21 protein-coding genes are annotated in these 19,709 nt (G+C 65.1%); 16 read left to right on the top strand and 5 right to left on the bottom strand.

The window, feature by feature from the left end; genetic code table 11:
* Positions 1 to 2 precede the first annotated feature (2 nt).
* Positions 3 to 1,556 (bottom strand): AtzH-like domain-containing protein, encoded by a 1,554-nt coding sequence (locus AAFP35_RS03530; RefSeq protein WP_419220167.1) that lies wholly within the window; start codon positions 1,554 to 1,556, stop codon positions 3 to 5.
* Between the two features lie 103 nt (positions 1,557 to 1,659).
* Between AAFP35_RS03530 and AAFP35_RS03525 the strand changes: the two genes are divergently transcribed.
* Both AAFP35_RS03525 and AAFP35_RS03520 read left to right on the top strand, forming a co-directional pair.
* Positions 1,660 to 2,169, top strand: a complete 510-nt coding sequence (locus tag AAFP35_RS03525; protein ID WP_419220166.1) for an ureidoglycolate lyase — start codon at positions 1,660 to 1,662, stop codon at positions 2,167 to 2,169.
* The gene (locus AAFP35_RS03520) at positions 2,166 to 3,176 is read left to right on the top strand and encodes an LLM class flavin-dependent oxidoreductase (protein ID WP_419220165.1); all 1,011 of its coding nucleotides are present in this window, start codon (positions 2,166 to 2,168) and stop codon (positions 3,174 to 3,176) included. Before AAFP35_RS03525 ends, AAFP35_RS03520 begins: the two co-directional genes overlap by 4 nt.
* 4 nt (positions 3,177 to 3,180) lie before the next feature.
* On the opposite strand, the gene AAFP35_RS03515 is transcribed toward AAFP35_RS03520, so the two are convergent.
* A complete protein-coding gene (locus AAFP35_RS03515; RefSeq protein ID WP_419220164.1) occupies positions 3,181 to 3,912 on the bottom strand; it encodes a GntR family transcriptional regulator in 732 nt (243 codons plus the stop codon).
* Positions 3,913 to 4,164: 252 nt separating this feature from the next.
* Between AAFP35_RS03515 and AAFP35_RS03510 the strand changes: the two genes are divergently transcribed.
* Positions 4,165 to 5,688 carry a permease gene (locus tag AAFP35_RS03510; RefSeq protein ID WP_419220163.1) on the top strand — a complete coding sequence of 508 codons (1,524 nt, stop codon included), beginning with the start codon at positions 4,165 to 4,167 and terminating at the stop codon, positions 5,686 to 5,688.
* Between the two features lie 43 nt (positions 5,689 to 5,731).
* A complete protein-coding gene (locus AAFP35_RS03505) occupies positions 5,732 to 6,367 on the top strand; it encodes a cysteine hydrolase family protein (RefSeq protein WP_419220162.1) in 636 nt (211 codons plus the stop codon).
* Positions 6,368 to 6,419: 52 nt separating this feature from the next.
* Here the strand turns inward: AAFP35_RS03505 and AAFP35_RS03500 are convergent, their stop codons facing one another.
* The gene (locus tag AAFP35_RS03500; RefSeq protein WP_419220161.1) at positions 6,420 to 6,980 is read right to left on the bottom strand and encodes a hypothetical protein; all 561 of its coding nucleotides are present in this window, start codon (positions 6,978 to 6,980) and stop codon (positions 6,420 to 6,422) included.
* A 1-nt stretch (position 6,981) separates the two neighbouring features.
* Positions 6,982 to 7,947, bottom strand: coding sequence for a DNA/RNA non-specific endonuclease (locus tag AAFP35_RS03495; protein WP_419220160.1), 966 nt, complete (start codon positions 7,945 to 7,947; stop codon positions 6,982 to 6,984).
* Between the two features lie 369 nt (positions 7,948 to 8,316).
* Here AAFP35_RS03495 and AAFP35_RS03490 point away from each other — a divergent pair, with 369 nt between their 5' ends.
* From AAFP35_RS03490 to AAFP35_RS03480, 3 genes are all read left to right on the top strand, one after another.
* Entirely contained in the window at positions 8,317 to 8,856 is a 540-nt protein-coding gene (locus tag AAFP35_RS03490) for a hypothetical protein (protein WP_419220159.1), read from the top strand.
* The gene (locus AAFP35_RS03485; protein WP_419220158.1) at positions 8,834 to 9,217 is read left to right on the top strand and encodes a T6SS effector amidase Tae4 family protein; all 384 of its coding nucleotides are present in this window, start codon (positions 8,834 to 8,836) and stop codon (positions 9,215 to 9,217) included. Before AAFP35_RS03490 ends, AAFP35_RS03485 begins: the two co-directional genes overlap by 23 nt.
* 149 nt (positions 9,218 to 9,366) lie before the next feature.
* Positions 9,367 to 9,870 carry a DUF7161 family protein gene (locus AAFP35_RS03480; RefSeq protein WP_419220157.1) on the top strand — a complete coding sequence of 168 codons (504 nt, stop codon included), beginning with the start codon at positions 9,367 to 9,369 and terminating at the stop codon, positions 9,868 to 9,870.
* A 3-nt stretch (positions 9,871 to 9,873) separates the two neighbouring features.
* Here the strand turns inward: AAFP35_RS03480 and AAFP35_RS03475 are convergent, their stop codons facing one another.
* Positions 9,874 to 11,043, bottom strand: coding sequence for a hypothetical protein (locus AAFP35_RS03475; RefSeq protein WP_419220156.1), 1,170 nt, complete (start codon positions 11,041 to 11,043; stop codon positions 9,874 to 9,876).
* 292 nt (positions 11,044 to 11,335) lie between these two features.
* Here AAFP35_RS03475 and AAFP35_RS03470 point away from each other — a divergent pair, with 292 nt between their 5' ends.
* The 9 genes from AAFP35_RS03470 (at position 11,336) to AAFP35_RS03430 (ending at position 19,667) form a co-directional block, all read left to right on the top strand.
* Positions 11,336 to 12,106, top strand: coding sequence for a FadR/GntR family transcriptional regulator (locus AAFP35_RS03470; RefSeq protein ID WP_419220155.1), 771 nt, complete (start codon positions 11,336 to 11,338; stop codon positions 12,104 to 12,106).
* A 154-nt stretch (positions 12,107 to 12,260) separates the two neighbouring features.
* Complete coding sequence (locus AAFP35_RS03465) at positions 12,261 to 13,304, top strand: ABC transporter substrate-binding protein (RefSeq protein ID WP_419220154.1); 1,044 nt, start codon at positions 12,261 to 12,263, stop codon at positions 13,302 to 13,304.
* A gap of 134 nt (positions 13,305 to 13,438) precedes the next feature.
* The gene (locus AAFP35_RS03460; RefSeq protein WP_419220153.1) at positions 13,439 to 14,197 is read left to right on the top strand and encodes an ABC transporter permease; all 759 of its coding nucleotides are present in this window, start codon (positions 13,439 to 13,441) and stop codon (positions 14,195 to 14,197) included.
* On the top strand, positions 14,194 to 14,982 hold the full coding sequence (locus AAFP35_RS03455; RefSeq protein WP_419220152.1) for an ABC transporter ATP-binding protein: 789 nt from the start codon (positions 14,194 to 14,196) through the stop codon (positions 14,980 to 14,982). Before AAFP35_RS03460 ends, AAFP35_RS03455 begins: the two co-directional genes overlap by 4 nt.
* Positions 14,979 to 16,319, top strand: coding sequence for an amidase (locus AAFP35_RS03450; RefSeq protein WP_419220151.1), 1,341 nt, complete (start codon positions 14,979 to 14,981; stop codon positions 16,317 to 16,319). Before AAFP35_RS03455 ends, AAFP35_RS03450 begins: the two co-directional genes overlap by 4 nt.
* Positions 16,316 to 17,008 carry a hypothetical protein gene (locus AAFP35_RS03445; protein ID WP_419220150.1) on the top strand — a complete coding sequence of 231 codons (693 nt, stop codon included), beginning with the start codon at positions 16,316 to 16,318 and terminating at the stop codon, positions 17,006 to 17,008. Before AAFP35_RS03450 ends, AAFP35_RS03445 begins: the two co-directional genes overlap by 4 nt.
* Positions 17,001 to 17,957 carry a polysaccharide deacetylase family protein gene (locus tag AAFP35_RS03440; RefSeq protein ID WP_419220149.1) on the top strand — a complete coding sequence of 319 codons (957 nt, stop codon included), beginning with the start codon at positions 17,001 to 17,003 and terminating at the stop codon, positions 17,955 to 17,957. Before AAFP35_RS03445 ends, AAFP35_RS03440 begins: the two co-directional genes overlap by 8 nt.
* Positions 17,958 to 18,015: 58 nt before the next feature.
* The gene (locus AAFP35_RS03435; protein WP_419220148.1) at positions 18,016 to 18,759 is read left to right on the top strand and encodes an Asp/Glu racemase; all 744 of its coding nucleotides are present in this window, start codon (positions 18,016 to 18,018) and stop codon (positions 18,757 to 18,759) included.
* Positions 18,756 to 19,667, top strand: coding sequence for a polysaccharide deacetylase family protein (locus AAFP35_RS03430; protein ID WP_419220147.1), 912 nt, complete (start codon positions 18,756 to 18,758; stop codon positions 19,665 to 19,667). Before AAFP35_RS03435 ends, AAFP35_RS03430 begins: the two co-directional genes overlap by 4 nt.
* The last annotated feature ends 42 nt before the right edge of the window (positions 19,668 to 19,709 follow it).

Raw genomic sequence — 19,709 nt, 5'->3', positions numbered from 1 at the left:
GATCAGACGTCGAATGCCAAGTGTTCCTTGCCGAAACGTAACACTGCGCCGTCGCACCCGACTGCGCCGACGACACTGATGCCGACCGGTGCGGCGTCGGCGCTCAAGCAAGGTGCCGACAACGCCGGCCGTCCGGACAGGCTGGCGAGACAGGTCAGATGAAGGGTCGCCGTTCGCGCACGCTCGACCGACCCGCTCGTCCGCAACGGTGCCGCGCTGGATGCCGTGGGCAGCAGTAGCGCAGACGATGCCCCGAGATGCGTCGCCAGGTGATCGCGGGCGGTGCGCAGGACGGCGCGCGCATCCTCGGCTTGACGGTCGGTGACCTCGGCGGCACTCCGGAAACGCTGGGCGACATCACTGGTCACCGCATCAGGGTGTTCGGACAGGAACTGTCCGTGTACCTGCCAGGCCTCGTGCGCCTGCACGGTGCGGAAGGCGAGGAACCACTGTTCGAGATGCCCGCCGGTGATGTCACGATGGGCGACAGGGATCTTGGCGCCGATCCGACGCGCGTATGCCCAGAACGACTGGGCGACCTCGGGCTCGGCATACCCCAGGAGTGTCGGGTCGATGACGACCGCGGTGATGTCCTCGGGCGACTGAGGCGCCAGCAGCGCGTCGGCGCCTCTGGTGAGGGTGTCGATGTCACGGGCGAGCAACCCGACGGTGTCGAAGGACGGGGCCAGCGGCAGTACCCCCGCGGTGTCGATGGTGCCGTGACTCGGACGGAATCCCCAGATCCCCTGATACGAGGCGGGAACCCGGATCGAACCGGCGGTGTCGGTTCCGAGTCCGAGATCGACCTCGCCCGACGACACCGCGACCGCGGGCCCGCTGCTGGAACCACCGGGGATGCGTTTGGGCGCAGCCGGGTTCGGTGGTGTGCCGTAATGGGGGTTTACACCGCCGAGGCTGTAGGCCAGTTCGTCGGTGTGCGCGATCCCGGTGATGGTTGCGCCACAGGCCAGGAGTCGGTCGACGGCGGCGGCGTGGGCAGGCTCGATCGGAGCATGTTCGAGGTGATGTGGGGTGCCACCGCCGATGGACTCGCCGGCCAGGGCGAACAGATCCTTCACCGCCACCGACGTCCCCGTCAGCGGTCCCGAACCGGTGGCGGCGACCAACGGCGCGCCGACCTTGCGCCACACCGTCGCGTCGCGAGGTGCACTCGCGCTGACGTGTGCGTATGCGACCTTCCACCCTTCGTCGGTGCGGCGCCAGACCTGGGTCTGTAGGCCACGCGCCCCGGTCGGGCGGCAGGTCTGCGCCAAGATCACGGCTGCATCGTCGGTGATGTCACGGACATGGACGTCGGTGACGGTGCGGGGCGGCGCGCCCTGGTTGCGGGCGGCGCGGAAGCGCGCGATCGCGTCGTGACCCAGGAGCACCGCGGAATGATCGGCACGGACGGTCTTCTCGTCATTCCAGAACAGATCGTCCAGGGCCGCCACGTCGTTGGCCATCAAGGCGGCCTCGTACCGCCAGAAAGCCTGTATGAGAGCAGAATTGGCGTCATCGATGACGGGAACCGAGGATTCGACACGGGTACTCATGGTCCCAGCGTGCACTTCGTTTGTTTCGCCCACGTGACAATTCCGTTCAACATGTCTGACATGTGTTAGCGTCGGCGCCACCACGATCTGCTGGAGGTGACCGATGAGTGCTGTCGTCTCGACGCGACAGATCCCGATCCGAGTGCTCACCGAGGAAACGTTCGAACCGTTCGGTGCGGTGTTGCCTGCTGTCCCCGATGGCGATGCGCCACGGCCCGGGGAGCGTCTGCTGGATCTGTCGCGAGGAACCCCACGCTTCTATGTGATGTCGCTGCACGATCGACCGGCACGATTCACCTCGGTGACTCGACATCGGCGGGTGACGCAGACACTTGCCGGTGTCGGAGGGGCCGACTGGTTGTTGGCAGTGGCGCCGCCCGGAGATGTCGACGACCCCGACACCCGGCCGATGATCGACGATGTCGCCGTCTTCCGGGTGCCCGGTGATGTCGCGGTGTTGCTGCACCGCGGAACCTGGCATGCCGGTCCGTTCTTCGAGACGACGTCGATGTCGTTCTTCAATCTCGAACTCGACGACACGAATCAGGTGGATCACCAGAATCATTGGTTCGGAGGGATCGAGTTGGTCGCGGTGAAAGGAGACCACCGATGAGTGTTGGCCTGCCCGTGGGGCTGCTGTACCAGATGTGGGAGACGCCGGATGTGTCGACGGCCGCCCTGGTGGAACGCGCACTCGGTGACTTCCGGCTGGCTGCCGATCTCGGTTTCGACGCCGTGTGGGTCGGCGAGCACCACTTCGTTCCCGCCGGGCGGGGCTTCTACGGGCGGATCGCACACCCGGAGATGCTGCTCGCGAAGGCCGCCGCCGAGATCCCGCGAATACGGTTCGGCACGGGGGTCAAGGTGCTGCCGGATGTGAGCGCGACCCGGGCGGCCGAGGAGATGTGCATGCTCGATCTGCTCACCGGCGGACGTGCCGACTTCGGTGTCGGGCAGGGCACCGGTCATGTGGGCGACGAACGGCTGCGGCGCCAGGGGGTGTTCCGGCAGCGGTTGGACGAGATCCTGCCGCTGCTCGACGGTGACGTGTCCGCCGACCTGCCGATGCTGACCTTTGACGACGGTGCCCGGGTACGCGCGAACCTCTGGGCCGCGTGCCGTGATGACGTCTCCGTCGCGCACGCCGCGCGACATGGATTGAATTTCGTTGTGGGGCAGGCTGAGAATGCCCGCGCCCAGGCCGACCACATTCGCCACTACCGCGAGTCCGGAGGTTCCGGACAGGTCCGCGGGGTACGTGCGGTCTACATCGCCGAGTCGCGTGAACGTGCCTGGACAGAGTTCGAGGCGGCGTTCGAGATGTACAGCGTGATGATCGCGGGCCCGGACGCGCGCTACACGCGCGAAGCAGTCGAGGCCGGTCTGCTGCCCGAACGCCCGCAGACGATCGACGAATGGCTGTATCAGGCCAACGTGATCCTCGGGTCCCCGGACCAGGTGGCCGAGGCACTCGCGGACTACGTCGACATCACCGGGGTGGATCGGTTGGATCTGCTGGTCCAGTTTCCGCGGTTACCCGCCGAATACACCCGGCGGTCGATGGAATTGTTCGCCTCGCAGGTGTGGCCGCAGATCGAACCCGCCCTCGTCGGTGGATGACCGGTCATCGCCGGACGAGTCGGATCATGGTGTGCTGGAACGCGTTGGTGGAATGCAGTTCGGAGGCCCAATACGCGGTGACGCCGGCTCGACACACACCGACCACCTCCATGGTGAGGGCGGGCTTGCCCTTGGGGATCTCGAGTAGCCGTGCATCTCGTGCGCTCACGGCCGTGGCCGACGGGTAGACGATCTCCCACTCCGTGGCACCGATGCCGAACTGTGCGGCGATGTCGAAAACCGGTTTGGTGGCGTCGATCTCGGTGGTCGACGCATCCGGCAGGACGATCGAGTCGTTGGCGCGGATCACCGGGGTGTCGTCGGCGTACCAGACCTTGGTGGTACGCAACAGGCGTGCGTCCGGCGACACCTCGAACTGCTCGACCTCGAGCGCGGAAGGGCTGTCGATCTTGTTCTCCACCACCACCATCGACGCACGTCGACCTGTGGAGGCGATCAGCTCCGATCGGTCGATCTGCTCGTCGATCCGCGCCGAGACATCCAGCATGCGCCGATTGATGGCGGTGTCCGCGCCCTGACGCCTGCGGATATAGCCCCGCTCCTCGAGTCGAACCAGTGCCTCCCGCACCGCCGGCCGCGACGCGGCCAGTCGCTCGGCGAGTGCCGGTTCGCCGGGCATGGGCGATCCCGCCCTGGCCGACTCCAGCCAGACTTCCTCGAGCCGCGCGCGGAGCCCACCGCGATCATCAGGAAGGGGTGCTCGTCCCGGGGTCATTGCGGCAGTGTACGCGAGCCCCGACGAAATGTCTGACATGTCCGGTAGGCCGCGCGTACCCCGTAAACGTTTCACGATCGACGCGGCCCGAAACACGGTCGTCACATGGTGGGTAGATCGCACATCGATCACGGTTCCGCGTGGTTGTTTTGACGTGGAACCGCTGGGCGGGAACCGCCAGGATCGTGAGGCGACAGGCCCGAGGTGTGGTGCGCCAGGGCCACTCTCAACAAATCTGACACAGGAGTCAACGTGGGTGTAGCCCAGATCGTTTATCTGATCGGACTGGCCGCGCTGATCGCGGCCATGGCGTTGCGCAAGAACGTCATGATCCCCGCGGTGCTCGCCACATTTGCGACGGCACTCGCCTACAGTCACAGCGTCCCGGGCGCCATCATGTCGGTCTTTCGCGCCACGATCACCTCCGGCTCCACGCTTTTCGACATCTTCATCGTCATCGCCGCGGTCACGTCGATGCTCGCCGCGATGCGCACGATCGGTGCCGACGAATTGATGGTGCAGCCGGTCAGCCGGTGGATGGTCAACGGACGAGTTGCCTACGTGGTGTTGTTCGTCTTCACCTATCTGCTCTCGCTGTTCTTTTGGCCGACCCCGGCACTTGCCCTGATCGGCGCGGTCTTGCTGCCGGCCGCGATCAAGGCGGGCCTGCCACCGCTCGGAGCGGCCGTAGTGCTGGCGATCTCCGGTCAGGGCATGTCGATCGCCTCGGACTACGTGATCGGCCTCGCACCGTCGATCTCGGCCAGCGGGGCAGGCGTGCCGGCCGGGGACATCGCCAACCGGGCCCTGGTGATCTCGCTGATCGTCGGCATCACCGCGGGTGTCCTCGCCTACTTCCTGTCGGTGCGACGCAAGATGCGTGGCGGTGTCGCCGCTGCCGGCGGTGCGCAGCCAGGTGAGGGAACTCGGGTCCCGGCCGGATCCACTGCGCCGACAGTAGATCCGGGAGATGCGGGGAGTCCGGCGAGTCCGCAGAGTGCTCCGTCCGCGACTGAGGTGCTCGAAGACGAACTGCCCGGGTACGACGCCAGTATCGCCATCACCGACCGGCCGAGGCTCACTCGTGGCTGGGCGATCGGCGTGCCCGCGGCGTTCGGCGCGGTCCTGATCTACATGCTGATCGGGCGCTTCACCGACCTCGTTCCGTGGGAGGACGGTGCAGGTGCCTCATTGGTCGGAGGCACCGCCATCATCCTGATGGTCCTGGTGACGCTCACGTCTCGCCGCAACGAGGCATTGGAAGCCGGCGCCACGCATTTCGTCGACGGCCTGTCGTATGCGTTCAAGGCCATGGGGATCATCCTTCCCGTCGCCGGATTCGTCTACATGGGCATACCCGACTACTCGGGTGGCATCCTGGGGCTACCCGACGACGCCACCGGTCCGGCCTTCCTGTTCGATGCCGTCGAGCGCGTGCAGCCCTACATTCCCGACAACGGCGTATTCGTGGCGCTCAGTATGCTTTTCATCGGTATGGCGGTCGGCCTCGACGGGTCCGGATGGGCCGGTCTGCCTCTCACCGGCAGCTTGTCGGCCGCGCTCGCACCACAATCCGGGATGGACACGGCAACCCTGGCGGCCATCGCACAGAACGGCGCCACGTGGACCGGTGGCGGCACCCTGGTGATCTGGTCGTCGCTGGTGGTGGTTGCCGGCTTCTGCCGGGTACCGGTCGGTGAACTGATCCGACATCTGGTGGTGCCGGTTATGGTCGGCCTTCTTCTCGCGACCGGTGTCGCGGTCATCATCTGGTAGCCGGTCACACCGTTACCAGACTCGCCCAGAAAGGACTTCACGTATGGACTCGATCCCGTTTCGGTACGACCCCACACGATGTGCGCTCGTTGTCATCGACATGCAGAACGACTTCTGCTCTCCGCAGGGGTCGCTCGCGCAGCGAGGATTCGACGTCGGCGCGGCCGTCGCCATGGCCCCACGCCTGGAACGGCTCATCGGACTGGCACGGGCGGCCGACGTTCGCGTGGTGTTCGTCCGCACACTGCACGACGCAACCACGGACACGCCCCAGTGGCTGGGTCGCATCGGTGATGAGCCCGACGCGGTACGCACCGGCATCACCTGTCGCACAGGAACGCCCGGCGCAGACTTCTATGGCATCGAAGTCGACGACGACGATGTGGTGATCACCAAGAATCGATTCAGCGGCTTCGTGGGGACCAACCTCGACCTCACGCTGCGCTCACTCGGTGTCGATTCTCTGCTCTTCACCGGAGTCGCCACCGAGGTGTGCGTCGAGTCGACGTTGCGGCACGCGTTGTTCCACGAGTACTGGGTGACACTGGTGGAGGATTGCGCAGCCACCTACTCGCGCGCCGCGCACGAGGCATCGGTGTCGGTGGTCGCACAGAACTTCGGCACCGTGATCACCGCGGAGAAGCTCGAATCCTTCTGGTCCGCACTGTCATCGACCTGATTCGACAACGCTCCGACGGTCGTCTCGACCGCCGGAGCGTGTGCGGTGCACCTCAGAAGAAGCTGCTGAAGTACGGGTCCTGCGGGTCGTAGTTGCCGGTCCGGCTGTCCGGATAGAGTCCGCTCACCTTGGCGAAGACGAACTCGAGGAGACCACGAGGGTCGTAGTCCCAGGCGCCGCCGAGGTCGGTGTAGACAACCGGCCAGGCGTTCGGGTCGTCACCGATGATGTGCCAGAACCCGTACATGCCGCCGTTGCTCCGCCCCCAGCCGATGAAGGGCGGGGGATTCTCGGACCCGAGTTCCACCTGGTGCTCGGTGCCGTCGGGGAGGAGCCAGGTCGCGGTGTCGGGGATCGTCGGGCGAAGCTGTATCAGAGCATCCCGTGCCGCACCGCTCATCGACGTGATGGTGTTGTCCGCCTCGACTTCTGGGTGCGGTGGCACCCATACCATGAGGTCGTCGTCGAACTCGCCGAGTCCGTACGTGGCGACCAGGTTCCGGTAGTCGTCGGGTAGCGGGACTCCGAGTGCGTGCTCGCACGCTTCGAAGTCGAATGTGGGTGGTTCGGCGGGCGGCGGAACCAGCTCGATCAGATCGTCGATTATTGCCACGTCACCAGCACCTCGGGTTGGGGATGTCCTTGAAGATCGGGACCATGCCTAGACCGTAGGCGATCATCCGAATCGTGGTCGGTTGGGCATTGGGGCCGTTGCCGTAGATGGGGATCACGCGATAGTTGACCCGAATGCCCTGATCGACATACCGGCCCACCTGGTTCTCGACGGACCGCATGGCGATGTTCGCAGAGCGGCTCAGGGTGACGATGTTGCGCGGGTCGGTGCCCATGCCGCCGAGCTGGCTGCCGATCAGATGGCCGCGTTGGCATCGTCCGCCGGGACGAAAACCGGGAGGCCGGTCGCCGGTGCGGCCACTTCGGGTGGCGGTTCCGGTGTAGCGCATCTTTGGTGAGAGCACAGCGCTGGCGCCGGACGCTGCCCGCGACGGGCCGCTGCGGCCGGGCAGCATGCGTTGATAGGTCTGATTGCCGCCGTCACGAGCGCGCAGGATTCGTTCACCCTGTCGGGACTCGCGTGAGGTGATGCCGTTCTTCCGAGCTTTCGCCGAGAGGCCGCTCGGCGCACGGTAGCCGGGGGTCGGATTGGTTCGCTGCGGCTGCGCACGCGGTGTCGGGTTGGAGCGTGGCTTCGGGGTCGCCCGGGGCGGTGGCGCAGGACGCTGTCCACCGGGTTGCACGGGAGGTCGCACACCCGAGAGCTGCCCGTGTCGCTGACACTCGAGGAGTTCGGCATTCAGGGCGTTTCCACGTGCGATGCCGCGCGCACGCCACGCGTTGTAGTACGCAACCTGGCTTGCATTGCCGCCGCCGCGGGCATTGATCGCCGTGACCTGTGCGTTGTAGTTCCGCGCATCGGCATTGTGACCGGCGATGCGGCCCTGGAGAGTCGAGCAGTTCGTCGCGGCGCCTGCGGGTGCCGACATACCGGGAACCGAGTGGATTCCGGCGGCGATAAGAGTTGTGAGAAACAGCGTGATGAGTATGGCCCGTATCCGGGTCATCATTACCCCTCGTCATTGTCGTCAGGCACAGACGTATCGTCGGTGCTGATCAGCAATGATGCCAGCCCGGACGGTGATCACCGTTGTCCGCGAACCGATTACGTCTGTTTGTACGACACCGAACAGACGAATCTCGGTGACTCGCCGAGCGATCGTGACGGCAACCTTCACGATCGATGAACAGACGGTGCCCGGAAGGCGGTAATCGGTGTTCCGGCGGTGGGGATTCGACGCTCCACGTTCATCCGCGGGCAGAGCGGCGATGCCCGATCGAGCAGGAGACGTGGTCCGGATGTATGACCTCACGTGCGTGCACAGGCGGCCTCGGCCATGTGACGCTCACGGGATCGAACTCGGAGGTGACGTGGCGTGCGCGAGAGATTGCCGAACAACGGTCGCAACGCCGTTGCCGGTGTGCGTTCGACCGATTCGTACCAGGCTCCCGAAGCGACCGGCGCCGCGGCCGACCTGGCCAGACTGCAGCGCTCCGCGGGCAACCGGGCCGCCGGCTCGACCGTTGCGCGCGAGGCGCCCACACGAGCGGAGAACATCGCGGCGCTGAAGGCGGAGGTCGCTGCCGCACAGTCCGATCCGTCGAAGTGGAAAGACGTTGCGGTCCGTCTCAACGGGTTCGCCGCGTCGGATATGAACAACGCTGTCGCGTATATCCCGTCTGACCGTCTGCAGGTGGCGAGAACCGCGATCGAGGTGCACCTGTCGGGGTGGCCCGGGCAGGCGGCGATCCTGACCGCCCTCGATGGCCGGGCACGGTCCAAGAAGGTGCCGGTGCGGCCGACCGGCAGTGCGGTGTGGGCGGCGTACTCGCAGATCGGATACAACGTGTGGTCGGGTAAGGATCAGGTGAACAATGTCTGGGAGTTCATCGGTGGCAGCATCGGCCGGAAGTGACTACGGCGGTGAAACCTGCTCCGCGCGTGTGAGTTGGGCGCTCAACCGGGCGGGCTTCTCGGTGGGCCGGGGACAGCGAAACGACCCGTCGGTGACGTTCAAAGGCGTTGCGGGAGATGGCCAGAACTATGTGGTGTGGGTGCCGACACTGCAGTCGTGGTTGACGGCCGTCTGGGGAGCCCCGGACGAGAAGCTTGCAGAGCCCGCGGCGGCCGTGGCGCTCGAACTGACGTTGAAGCCGGGTGAGGTCGTGGTCTTCGCCGGCCCGCACCATTCGGGCCTGATCATGAAGGGGTACAGCGACGGCTACGTCAAATGGGACGACAGCGTGTTCCCCGTCTACGCGTGGCGTCTGCCGTGATCAACCGTTGAGGACAGGCGTCACCGGTGGCATGGTGTGCTCATGGTCAGCCCGGTCGAACACCATCTGCGCGGCCCCGTCGAGGGCCATTGTCGGCGCCGGCCGGCCGGCCCCGGAGGGTCATCGTGCGCGTGGTGGGGTGCGAGTCGATGACCGATCATCGCTTCACGTCGCACGCACATCGGTACTCGCTGGGCATCGACCGCGAGCTCGGCCGCCACTACATCTCGATCCCGATAATCGGCGACCCCGTCGGGTTCGAGGAGTACTACGGGATCGATGAGGCGGTGTTCGATGACCTGCTCGCGGACCCCGAGCGCGCGTTGCGTCTCGCCGAGCAGTGTCGGGTGCGGATGCACGATCGACTGCTGTTGTACCCGCCCCGGTCTGATCGTGGCACCGCAGATGTCCTGGGCGATCCCGTCCCGATCTGCTACGACCAAACTGACCTCGCGGGCCGGATCGCCGTGGCCTTGGTCGACGATCTCACCGACGACACGGGTTGGGAGGTCGACCTTCCGACAGGCACCGGCAGGGTGGTGATCCTGGACGACACACCCAACCCGCATCTGACGTTGCGAGTGCATCCGGTGAACGAGCCCAGCAGGGTTGTGTTGGTGGATCATTCGGAACTGGGGTTCACCGGGAGATGACGGTCAGCGGACGCTCGGGAGCGGGACACCCTGTTTGACGAAGTCGTTGACCTGGCCTTGACTGACTCGGTTCCACCCGCTCTTGCCGAAGATGTGGATGCCGTTGATGTCAGCACCCTTCAGGGTCTGCGCCTCGTATTCGTAGCGGTAATGGACCGCAACGCCGGGGCCGCCGACAGTGGTCACCGGGGAGGTGCCGTCCGGGACCGCCCGGACCACTCGCAAGCGGATCTGAGAACGACCCTGGATGTCGACCGTGCCGGCTTGACGACCGGGATTGACCTGTCCGCCCGCGCCGGGTGCCGTGTTCGGTTCCGAACCCTGCGCGAACGGCACACCGACACCCTGATTCGTCAGCGGGTTGGGCTTGATCAGATTCTTCGAGAACGTTCCCGTGGCACCGTCGTTTCTATCCGGATCGATCACCCGGGCGGTGGTGCGCGGATCGCCGCCAGAAGGCATCCGATCCAGATCGAACACACGGGTCGTCCCGGTGTGGTGATCGCTCACGATGCAGCCGCTGGGGCAGTCGTCGGCGACGATGGCGGAGCCCGGTAGGTCCGGGCTGCCTTCGATACTCCTGGCATCGACGAAAGGTGCCTTCGGTGTGGCCGGGGCAGTCTGTTGTGTTGTCGGGGGCTGAGTGGTCGGCGAGGGGCTCTGCGGTTGCGGAGCCGATGATGGTGGCGCCGGGGCGGGAGCCTCTTGCGACTCGGGCACCGATGGCCTTGGCTCGGTCGGCTCCGGCTCGGTCGGTTCTGGCGCCGACGGCTCGACCGGTGACGGAGTCTGTGCCCCATCATCTTCCGATCTCGAGGGTGACGACTCGGAGTCCGTCGGTCCGGTCGTGTCGTCATCGTCTGACCGATCCGGGCCACTCGGTGTGATCGGAGCGATCTGGTCCCCGGTTTCTCCGGGCGAGAACTTGTGCGGACTGCGGTCGGGCTCGGCGCCGACGCGCGGATGATTGTCGTTGTTGTTTCCGCCGGGAACGCTCTTGTGCGGGCTCCGGTCCGGCTCGGCGCCGCGACGCGCGTGATCGTCGTTGTTGGTGCCGCCCGGGACGCTCTTGTGCGGACCCCGGTCTGGTTCGGCCGACGCGACCCCGGCCGGAACGGACACCGCGATCGCCGCGGCGACGACAATCGCGGACAGCCTACGGGTGTGCTTCATCGTTTCCCCTGACTTCGTGAGCAGATGGTGTTCTCGTGGTCCGCGTTCACGCTAGGCAGCCGATCGGGTATCCGGAAGGCGTCGAGTTCATCCGAACGACGGTGGGAACATTCATGCCCGCTGGTGCAACGCCGACCGAAACGGCTGGTCGGGCACGGCTGGTGTCGGTGTCGAGCAAACAAAGGCGTCCGACACCGGAGTCGGCGGACCGCTCGGGCGCATCGCCGATCAGCCCGTGCACCTGGGTGATCCATCATCTGCGAACAGTGGTCAGACCAACTAGCCTGGGCGCGTGTCCGAAACGATGCCGCAGGTTCCCGGCGCCGGCCGTAAGTACATGCAGGTGGTCAACCAGGTGCTCATTGCGATCAGTGCAGGTCGGCTCAGTTCTGGGGACAGGTTGCCCAACGAGCGCGAACTGGCGATCGAGTGCGGCACCTCGCGACCGACGGTTCGTGACGCCCTGTTGGCACTGGAACTGTTCGGCGTCGTCGAGATCCGCCGTGGCTCAGGTTGTTACGTCACCGAACGCGGTCGTCACATGCAGAATCCAGCGCTGGGATTGTTGGACGCATCGCCTCGCGAATTGCTCGAGGCGCGGCTACATCTCGAGCCGACGATGGCGCGGATGTGCGCCGGCCGCCTGGATCTCACAGCGATCCGACGACTGAACGCGTTGATCGATGCGTCCGACACCGGCGAGGTGAAGCCTGGGCGGGACCACGGGTTCGGAAACTACTTCCAGCTGAGCCAGGCATTTCACTCGGAGTTGGCCGGCTACTGCGGAAACTCGGTCGTCTCTGGCATGACCCGGCAGATGGTCGACGTTGCCTCGCACCCGATGTGGGCGCTGCTCAACGGGTCGAGCGAGACCACGAACCAATCCGACATGCAGGCCGAAGAGCATCGGCAGATCCTCGAGGCGATCGCGCTCGGCGACGAAGACGGCGCCGCCACCGCAATGGAGGTGCACCTGCGCCGGATAGGCGGCGACCTCTTCGGTGGTGACGAGCCTCGACTGGGTCGGGTGCGCCGTCGGCGCACCGACAATTCACGGACGTAGCCGCGGGTGCCTGGTCGAAATCAGAATTGGTAAGACCACTTACGTAATCATCCTTGATCCTCGCGTTACGGTCGGGCAACTGCACCTCCCTACCGTTCATCACGTCGGCCGAAGGGCCTCAACCGCGTCATGAGCGAGATGGAGGAGCGCAGATATGCGCCGAGCACAATTCAAGACGAGACTCACCACGACGATCGCGGCGGTTGCCGTTGCCGCGTCTGCGGGCCTGTTCGCGGCATGTGGGAGCGACACGGCATCCGACGAGATCGTGGTCGCCTCTCCGCAGTGCGCGCACTGCCTGTCGATGTCTCTCCTGCCGGACAAGATGCCTGGCGAACAAGTGATCTATCAGAACTTCACCAAGTTGTCGGATCTGAGTACCGGACTGGCCTCCGGGGCGATCAGCGTCGGCCAGATCGACTACACCGCTTTGGTCAGCCTGGTGTCGAAGGGTCTGCCGATCGTTGCCATCAGCGGGCAGGTCAACGGTGGCTCCGATTTCGTGACTAGCGCGAAACTCGGTTTGCGTGAGAATGATTGGCCGGCGTTTCAGGCGGCCGTCAAGAAGGCGAAGGACGACGGCGAACCGCTCAGGATCGCGTCGCAGTTCGGTACCGTGCAGGACATCGAATTACGTCTCGAACTGCCGATGAAGGGGATCGATCCCAACTCGGATGTGGAGATGACGAATGTGCCCTACGAGGGCATGGGCCAGGCGCTCGCGAATGATTCTGTCGACGCGGCGATTCCGGCCCAGCCGTTCGCCGCCGAGATCATCGACCAGCAGTTCGGCAAGCACTTCGCATACCCGTATGACCAAGCCGCAGGTGACCTGACCAACGTTGTCGTTGTCAGCAAGAGTTACCTTTCTGAGCAACCCGACAAGGTGAAGGCGATTGCCCGCGGCATGGGCGAATTGATCCCGTACCTCAAAACTGCTGAGGGACAGAAGGACTGGATCTCCGCGATCAAGAAGTACACGAATGTGCCCGCCGAGGCCATCGACCAGGCAATGCCTCAGCTGTCGCCGAGCGTGCACATGCCATTCACGCAGATCAAGGCCATCGCCGATGCAATGCATGCACAAAAGCTGATTCCCGAGCCCCTCACCGACGCGCAGCTTCGCGAGCACATCGACTACACGATGCTTGCGGAGGCAACCGGAGCAACGTCACAAGAACTCGGAGACAGCCGATGAGTGACGCGATGGTGTTGACCGAATCGCCGCGATCAATCGACGAGGGCGGCGACCACGCTGCACCGTCACCGGCGCCCTCTCGGCGTGACAACACACGCACTGCGATGGTTCGCCGAGTCGCCCTGGGTGCTGTAGTGCCGGTCTTGATCCTGGTGGGCTGGGACCTCGTGGTCCGTGCCGAGATCTTCCCGAAGGCGCTCATCCCGTCGCCCGCGATGGTGTTGTCCACCCTGAACGACTGGGCCACCGGATCGCATGGCGGAATGTTCTACAGCGGAAAACTTCTCGTCGATGTCGGCGCAACGTTGGAGAGGGTTGCGATCGGCTACGCCTCGGCGGCCCTCGTCGGGGTGCTACTCGGCCTCCTGATCGGGGTGTCACGCTGGGCCGACGAGCTGTTGACACCGACCATGCGGATCCTCGGGCCGGTGCCACCGACAACGTGGATTCCGGTATGCATCGTGATTCTGGGCATCGGTGCCGTGACCAACTACTTTCTCGTGTTCCTCGGAGCTGTCTTCCCCATAGCGGCATCGAGCACCGTGGCCGTGTCCGGCGTTTCACGAGACCTGTTGCGAGCCGCTCGCATGATGGGTCGCTCACGGCTGGGGACCACGTTCGCCGTCGTACTGCCGGCAGCCTTGCCCGGCATCGTCGGCGGGCTGCGTATCGGGCTCGGGCTGGCGTGGATGATGGCCGTGACCTCGGAGATGTTGGCGGTTCGTTCAGGTCTGGGGTACACCATCTGGAACTGCTACAACTATCTCGACTATCCCGGGGTGTTCGCAGCCATGATCGTGCTCGGGATCTGCGGTCTGGCAACCGATATGGCGTTGCGAGCAATGACCGCGTCGGCACTGCGCTGGCATGCGGCGACGGGAGTGCGCGGATGACGCCGACAGTGTCCACGTCGACGACGGTCTGTCTCGAGAATGTCACCAAGCAGTACTGGCAGAACGGGCGTTGCACCACGGCGTTGGCCGATTGCACGCTCGATATCCGTGCCGGTGAGTTCTTTTCGCTGCTCGGCCCGAGTGGCACCGGCAAGACGACCCTGCTCAACCTCCTCGCCGGGTTCGAGCGTCCGGATTCCGGCCAGGTTCGTGTCGGCAGCCGAGAGGTGCGGGGAGCCGGACCCGATCGCGCAGTGGTCTTCCAGGCGCCGACACTCTATCCGTGGTTGACGGCGGCCGGGAACGTTGCCGAAGGCCTGCGACATCTCCGTTTGTCGCACTCGGAACGCAAAGAGCGGGCGCTGCACCATCTCGCGGAGGTAGGACTGGAGCACGCCGCCACCCGCCATCCCCACCAGATGTCCGGCGGAATGGCGCAGCGCGTGGGGATCGCACGCGCTCTGGCGATGCAGCCGGACGTGCTCGTCATGGACGAGCCCTTCGCAGCGCTCGACGCCTACGTGCGTAGGGAGATGCAGGAACTCGCGGTTCGCCTTCAGCAGGAACGCAAGGTGACGACATTGTTCGTCACACACTCGATCGAGGAGGCGCTGGTCCTCAGCGATCGACTCGCGACGATGGCAGCAGGTCGGGTAACGGAGATCTTCGAGGTCGATGCTGCGCACCCCCGCGACGTGACGGCCGCGGAGTTCATTGCGCTGCGTCGGACGATCGCCGATCGCATCGAATCCGGAGTGCGAGCAGAGCGCGAGCAGGTCCGGTGACCGCTGTACGTGCGACCGAAGCGTTGGGACGGTGGGAGGAATATCGCTGGACTAATGCTTTCGTCCACGTCGACCCCGACGCAGTGCGTCGCGAGTCCGCAGCTGTCCGCGACGGTCATCTCCGGGATGACCTGTTCAGCGTCAAGGACCTATTTGCCGTGTCCGGAGTTCCCTCGCGGGCAGGCAGTCTGGCTCTCGAGGGTTATCGGCCGCGTGTCGATGCCACGGTGGTGCGGCGTGTGCGGCGTGTGGGCGCACGGTTCTTCGGTAAGTCCAACTGCGCCGAGTTCGGTTTCGGCACGGATACCGAGACCCGCCTCGGTGGACGTGTTCGGCACCCGTGGCGCGACGACCTGTCGCCGGGTGGGTCCAGCGGTGGCGATGCAGTCGCTGTGGCCACCGGTGTCGTCGACTTCGCGCTCGCAGGTGACTATGGCGGATCGATTCGCTGGCCCGCACAAGCTTTGGGCATCTACGGACTGCGACCCGGAGTCGGCGCGACACCTGGTGACGGACGCATCGGTGGCCTCGGGGCAGACTTCGACGATCCGCTGGGTCTGTCCCGGGCTCCCTGGCAGTTGTCGGCCGAGCTCGAGGTGATCGGTGTGATGGCGCGGACACCCCGCAAGATCGGACACGTCATGCAGGCGATCACAGGTCCTCCGACGAAAAGCCAAGAGCCACAAGGTCGCATTCTGGTGACCGATGGCACGGAGATCGGGCCCGTTCGCGAGGGTGTGCGGAAGGCGTTGGCAGCGGTCGAAGCACGAGCCCGTGACGATGGGCTGACGACGGACGATGCCGAGGGGCTGTTCATCGGCGCCCTGGAGGCGTACGCGACGCTGCGCGCGCGGCTCGACGACCATTCTGACGTGCGACGGATCGTGCGCGGCCGTGAGGACCTGTTGTGTTCCCAGACCCGTGCCGTGCTGGACAACGCGCCACCGGAACCTCGTGTGGACACTGTTGTCCGGGATGCATGGGCAGCCGCCATGCGAATCCGGCACAGAATCCATCGGAGTCTCGCTGAATATGACGCGGTCATCGTGCCCTGTGCACCCAGCGGCGCTGTCGGATTCGGCGAACCGGTTCAGGTCGGCATGACGACTCTGACGGGGCACGAGCTGATGGGACACTGCCGTGCTGTGTCACTCACGGGACTCCCCTCGCTGGTGATACCGACCGGCTGCGACGATGCCGGTCGGCCGGTGTCTGTCCAACTCGTCGGTGCGATGGGTTCGGAGCTCCGACTGTGTGCACTCGCCGAGCGTTTGGCCGCAGTGCCCCACCCTGGTCCGGCGACGATCGGGCCGAACTCGTATGAAAGGACACCATGATCCGGGCACGTATCGGCTTCGTCGTGCCGTCCTCGAATCCGACCATGGAGAGGCTGTTCAACTCCACCGGCTTGCTGGCGGCTCTCGGAATCTCGGCCGTGTGCACACGTGTGAGTGTGCGGGCGATGGATGAGGCCGCCGTCGCGGAACCCCAATTCACGGCGAGCAACCTGGCCGACGCCGCGGAATTGCTGGGCGAATGCGAATGCGACCTGATCACGTGGGCCGGGACGACGGGATTCTGGCTCAGCGAAGCGGCCGACGATGAGATCGTGTCCGCGATGGCCGAGCGTACCGGAGTGCCGGCGACCTCGACTCATCGCGCAGTATTGGCAGCGCTGGACGATGTGGGTGCCAGACGGATCGGGTTGTACACGCCCAACTCTGCCGCGCTGCACCAGCGGGTGCTGGATCATCTGAGCCGTAAGGGTTTTGGGATCGACGCGGACGCGCAGGGCGGTATCACCCGCAACCTCGACTTCGCGAAGATCCCACAATCAGAACTCGACGCGACGATCAACGAACTCGCAGGCGCAGAGGGGCGGCCGGTTGCGGTCGTCTCGACCAACGTGAGCACCGCCGTTGAATGTGCCGTCGACTCGGCGATCGCCACGGTCTGGCAGGCGGCATGCCTTGCCGGGGCGACGACGACCTACCGGCAGGCGCACCGGGCGGCACGCGATGAGTGAACTCTACCCCCGGGACCTTCGCGGATATGCCGAGCAGCGACCGACATGGCGGTGGCCGAAGGACGCGCAGGTCGCGGTCAGTGTGGTGATCAACTGGGAAGAAGGCGCCGAACACAACATCCTGCACGGCGACGGCTCGTCCGAGAACGCCGGATGTGATGTTGCGGATGGCCGGCCACGGCTCGGTTCGAGGGACCTGCGTACCGAATCGATGTACAACTTCGGCACCCGAGTCGGTGTGTGGAGGGTGCTCGACATTCTCGACGAGTACCGGGTTCCCGCGTCGGTGTTCGCCTGCGGCATGGCCGTTGAGCGCTATCCGGAACTCGCTGCCGAGTTCGCCGGTCGCGGACACGAACTCTGCGGACACGGGTATCGGTGGATCGACTACCACGATGTGGCCGAGGACACCGAACGTGACCACATCGCCCGGACCGTCGCGGCGATCACCGCGGCGACGGGTGATCGGCCTCGCGGGTGGTACACGGGACGGACCAGCCCCCGGACCCGACGACTCGTGGTGGAAGAAGGTGGGTTCGTCTACGACAGCGACGCCTACGACGACGAACTGCCATACGTAGACCCGACTTTCGGGCGTGCGCATCTGGTGGTGCCGTATGCCTTCGACACGAACGACATGCGCTTCGCGACCACGCCTGGGTGGACACGCGGACGGGACCTCGCCGACGAACTCATCGACACCCTGGACGAACTCGTCGCAGGGCACTCGGATTCACCTCGCATGATGAGCGTCGGACTGCACCTCCGGTTGGTCGGCCGACCAGCGCGGAGCAGAGCATTGCGCAGATTCCTGGACTACGCGACGTCGCACCCACAGGTCTGGTTCGGGACCCGCATCGACATCGCGCGATGGTGGACCACCCAGGAGTCCTGGATATCCGAAAGTGACACCGCAACTGCGGAATCGGGGACGGGTCCCGTTCGGTGATGCCGGCCCCGATGGCGTTCGGACACCGCTACCACCCGATTTCACAGAGGAGTTTCACATGATCCGTATCGGCATGATCGTGCCCTCGTCGAACACCGTTGTCGAGGACGCGACCATACGGCTGCTCGCCTCTCGTGGCGACGTACTTGTCGTATCCACGCGTGTGCGCGTTCAGACAATCAGTTCCGACAGCGGCGGAGCGGCGTTCGGCATCGACTCGATGGTCGATGCCGCGCTGCTGCTCGCCGACGCCCGGCCCGATGTGATCGTGTGGAATGGCACCGCGGGGTCGTGGCTCGGTGTGGACCACGACGATGCAGTGTGCACTGCGATCGCCGCCGCCACCGGCGTGCCTGCCACGACCTCGACGCTCGCCATCCTGCGGGCCTGCCGACATCTCGGGGTCGATGAACTGGCCGTCGCGTCGCCGTACACCGGCGACATCGTCGATCGCATCATCGCCGAGTACGCGAAGCACGGTGTCGCGGTGACCGGGCACGCAGAATGGGGGTTGAGCGACAACTTCTCCTTTGCCGCTGCGTCGTCGATGGATGTGGCGGAGCTGATGGTGGAGGCAGCGGCGAATGTCGATGTGGATGCACTGGCGCTGATCTGTACCAACGTGGACGGTACTGCCGTCACACCTCGCGTGGAGGCCGCCATCGGGCGACCTGTGATCGACAGTATCGCGGCGACACTCTGGTGTGCGCTCGACATCGCCGGCGCCGACACCCACATCGGCGGGTGGGGGCACCTGTTGGATCGGGGCTCGACCATCCGGCGGAGGGGCATCAACGCGTGACCGACAAGAGAATTCAGGTCACCGTCGGCATCGACGTGGACTCCTGCGCCGGTTGGTTGGGTTCCTACGGTGGACAGGATTCACCGAACGACATGCAGCGAGGCGTATTCGCCGGCGAGGTCGGTGTGCCGCGCATGCTGCGACTGCTCGAACGACGGGGTATCACCGCAACCTGGTTCTGGCCGGGGCACTCCATCGAGACCTTTCCGCGTCAGGCCGAGATGTGCGTCGATGCCGGTCACGAGATCGGTGCGCACGGCTACAGCCACGAGAATCCGCGGTCGCTGTCGCTTCAACAGGAACGTGACGTGATGGCGACCAGCGTGGACCTCATCGAGCAATTGTGTGGAGAACGGCCGCAGGGCTATGTGGCGCCGTGGTGGGAGATGAGTGAGCACACGGCGTCGATCCTCGTCGAGCACGGGTTCGTCTACGATCACTCGCAGAACTACAACGACTTCGTACCGTTCTACGCCCGTGTGGGTGACGAGTGGACGCCGATCGACACCAGCAAACCCGCCTCGCATTGGATGAAACCGCTCCGGCACGGCCATGAAATCGACTTGGTCGAGTTCTGCGGCAACTGGTACGTCGACGACCTTCCGCCGATGATGTTCATCAAGGACCACCCGAACTCTCACGGATTCGTCAACCCCCGAGACATCGAGCAGCTGTGGAATGACCAATTTGGTTGGGTATACCGGGAACTCGACTATGCGGTGATACCGATGACCCTGCATCCTGACGTCTCTGGACGCCCTCAAGTGCTACTCATGCTCGAACGGTTGCTGGACCGATGGGCGTCCTTCGACGGCGTCGAGTTCGTGACGATGGCGCACGCGGCGGCAGAGTTTCGACGGCGGTATCCGTTCGGCAGTGTTGGTCGGCCTGAGTTCGTGGGGCGTTGACCTATTGCGCGACGCTGTAGTTCGGAACGAACCATGCTGAAT

Origin of the sequence: Gordonia sp. CPCC 206044, assembly GCF_048537895.1 — a bacterium.
Taxonomy (GTDB): Bacteria; Actinomycetota; Actinomycetes; order Mycobacteriales; family Mycobacteriaceae; genus Gordonia.
The sequence above is the reverse complement of the archived record's forward strand: the minus strand, read 5'-3'. Positions and strand labels throughout refer to the sequence as shown.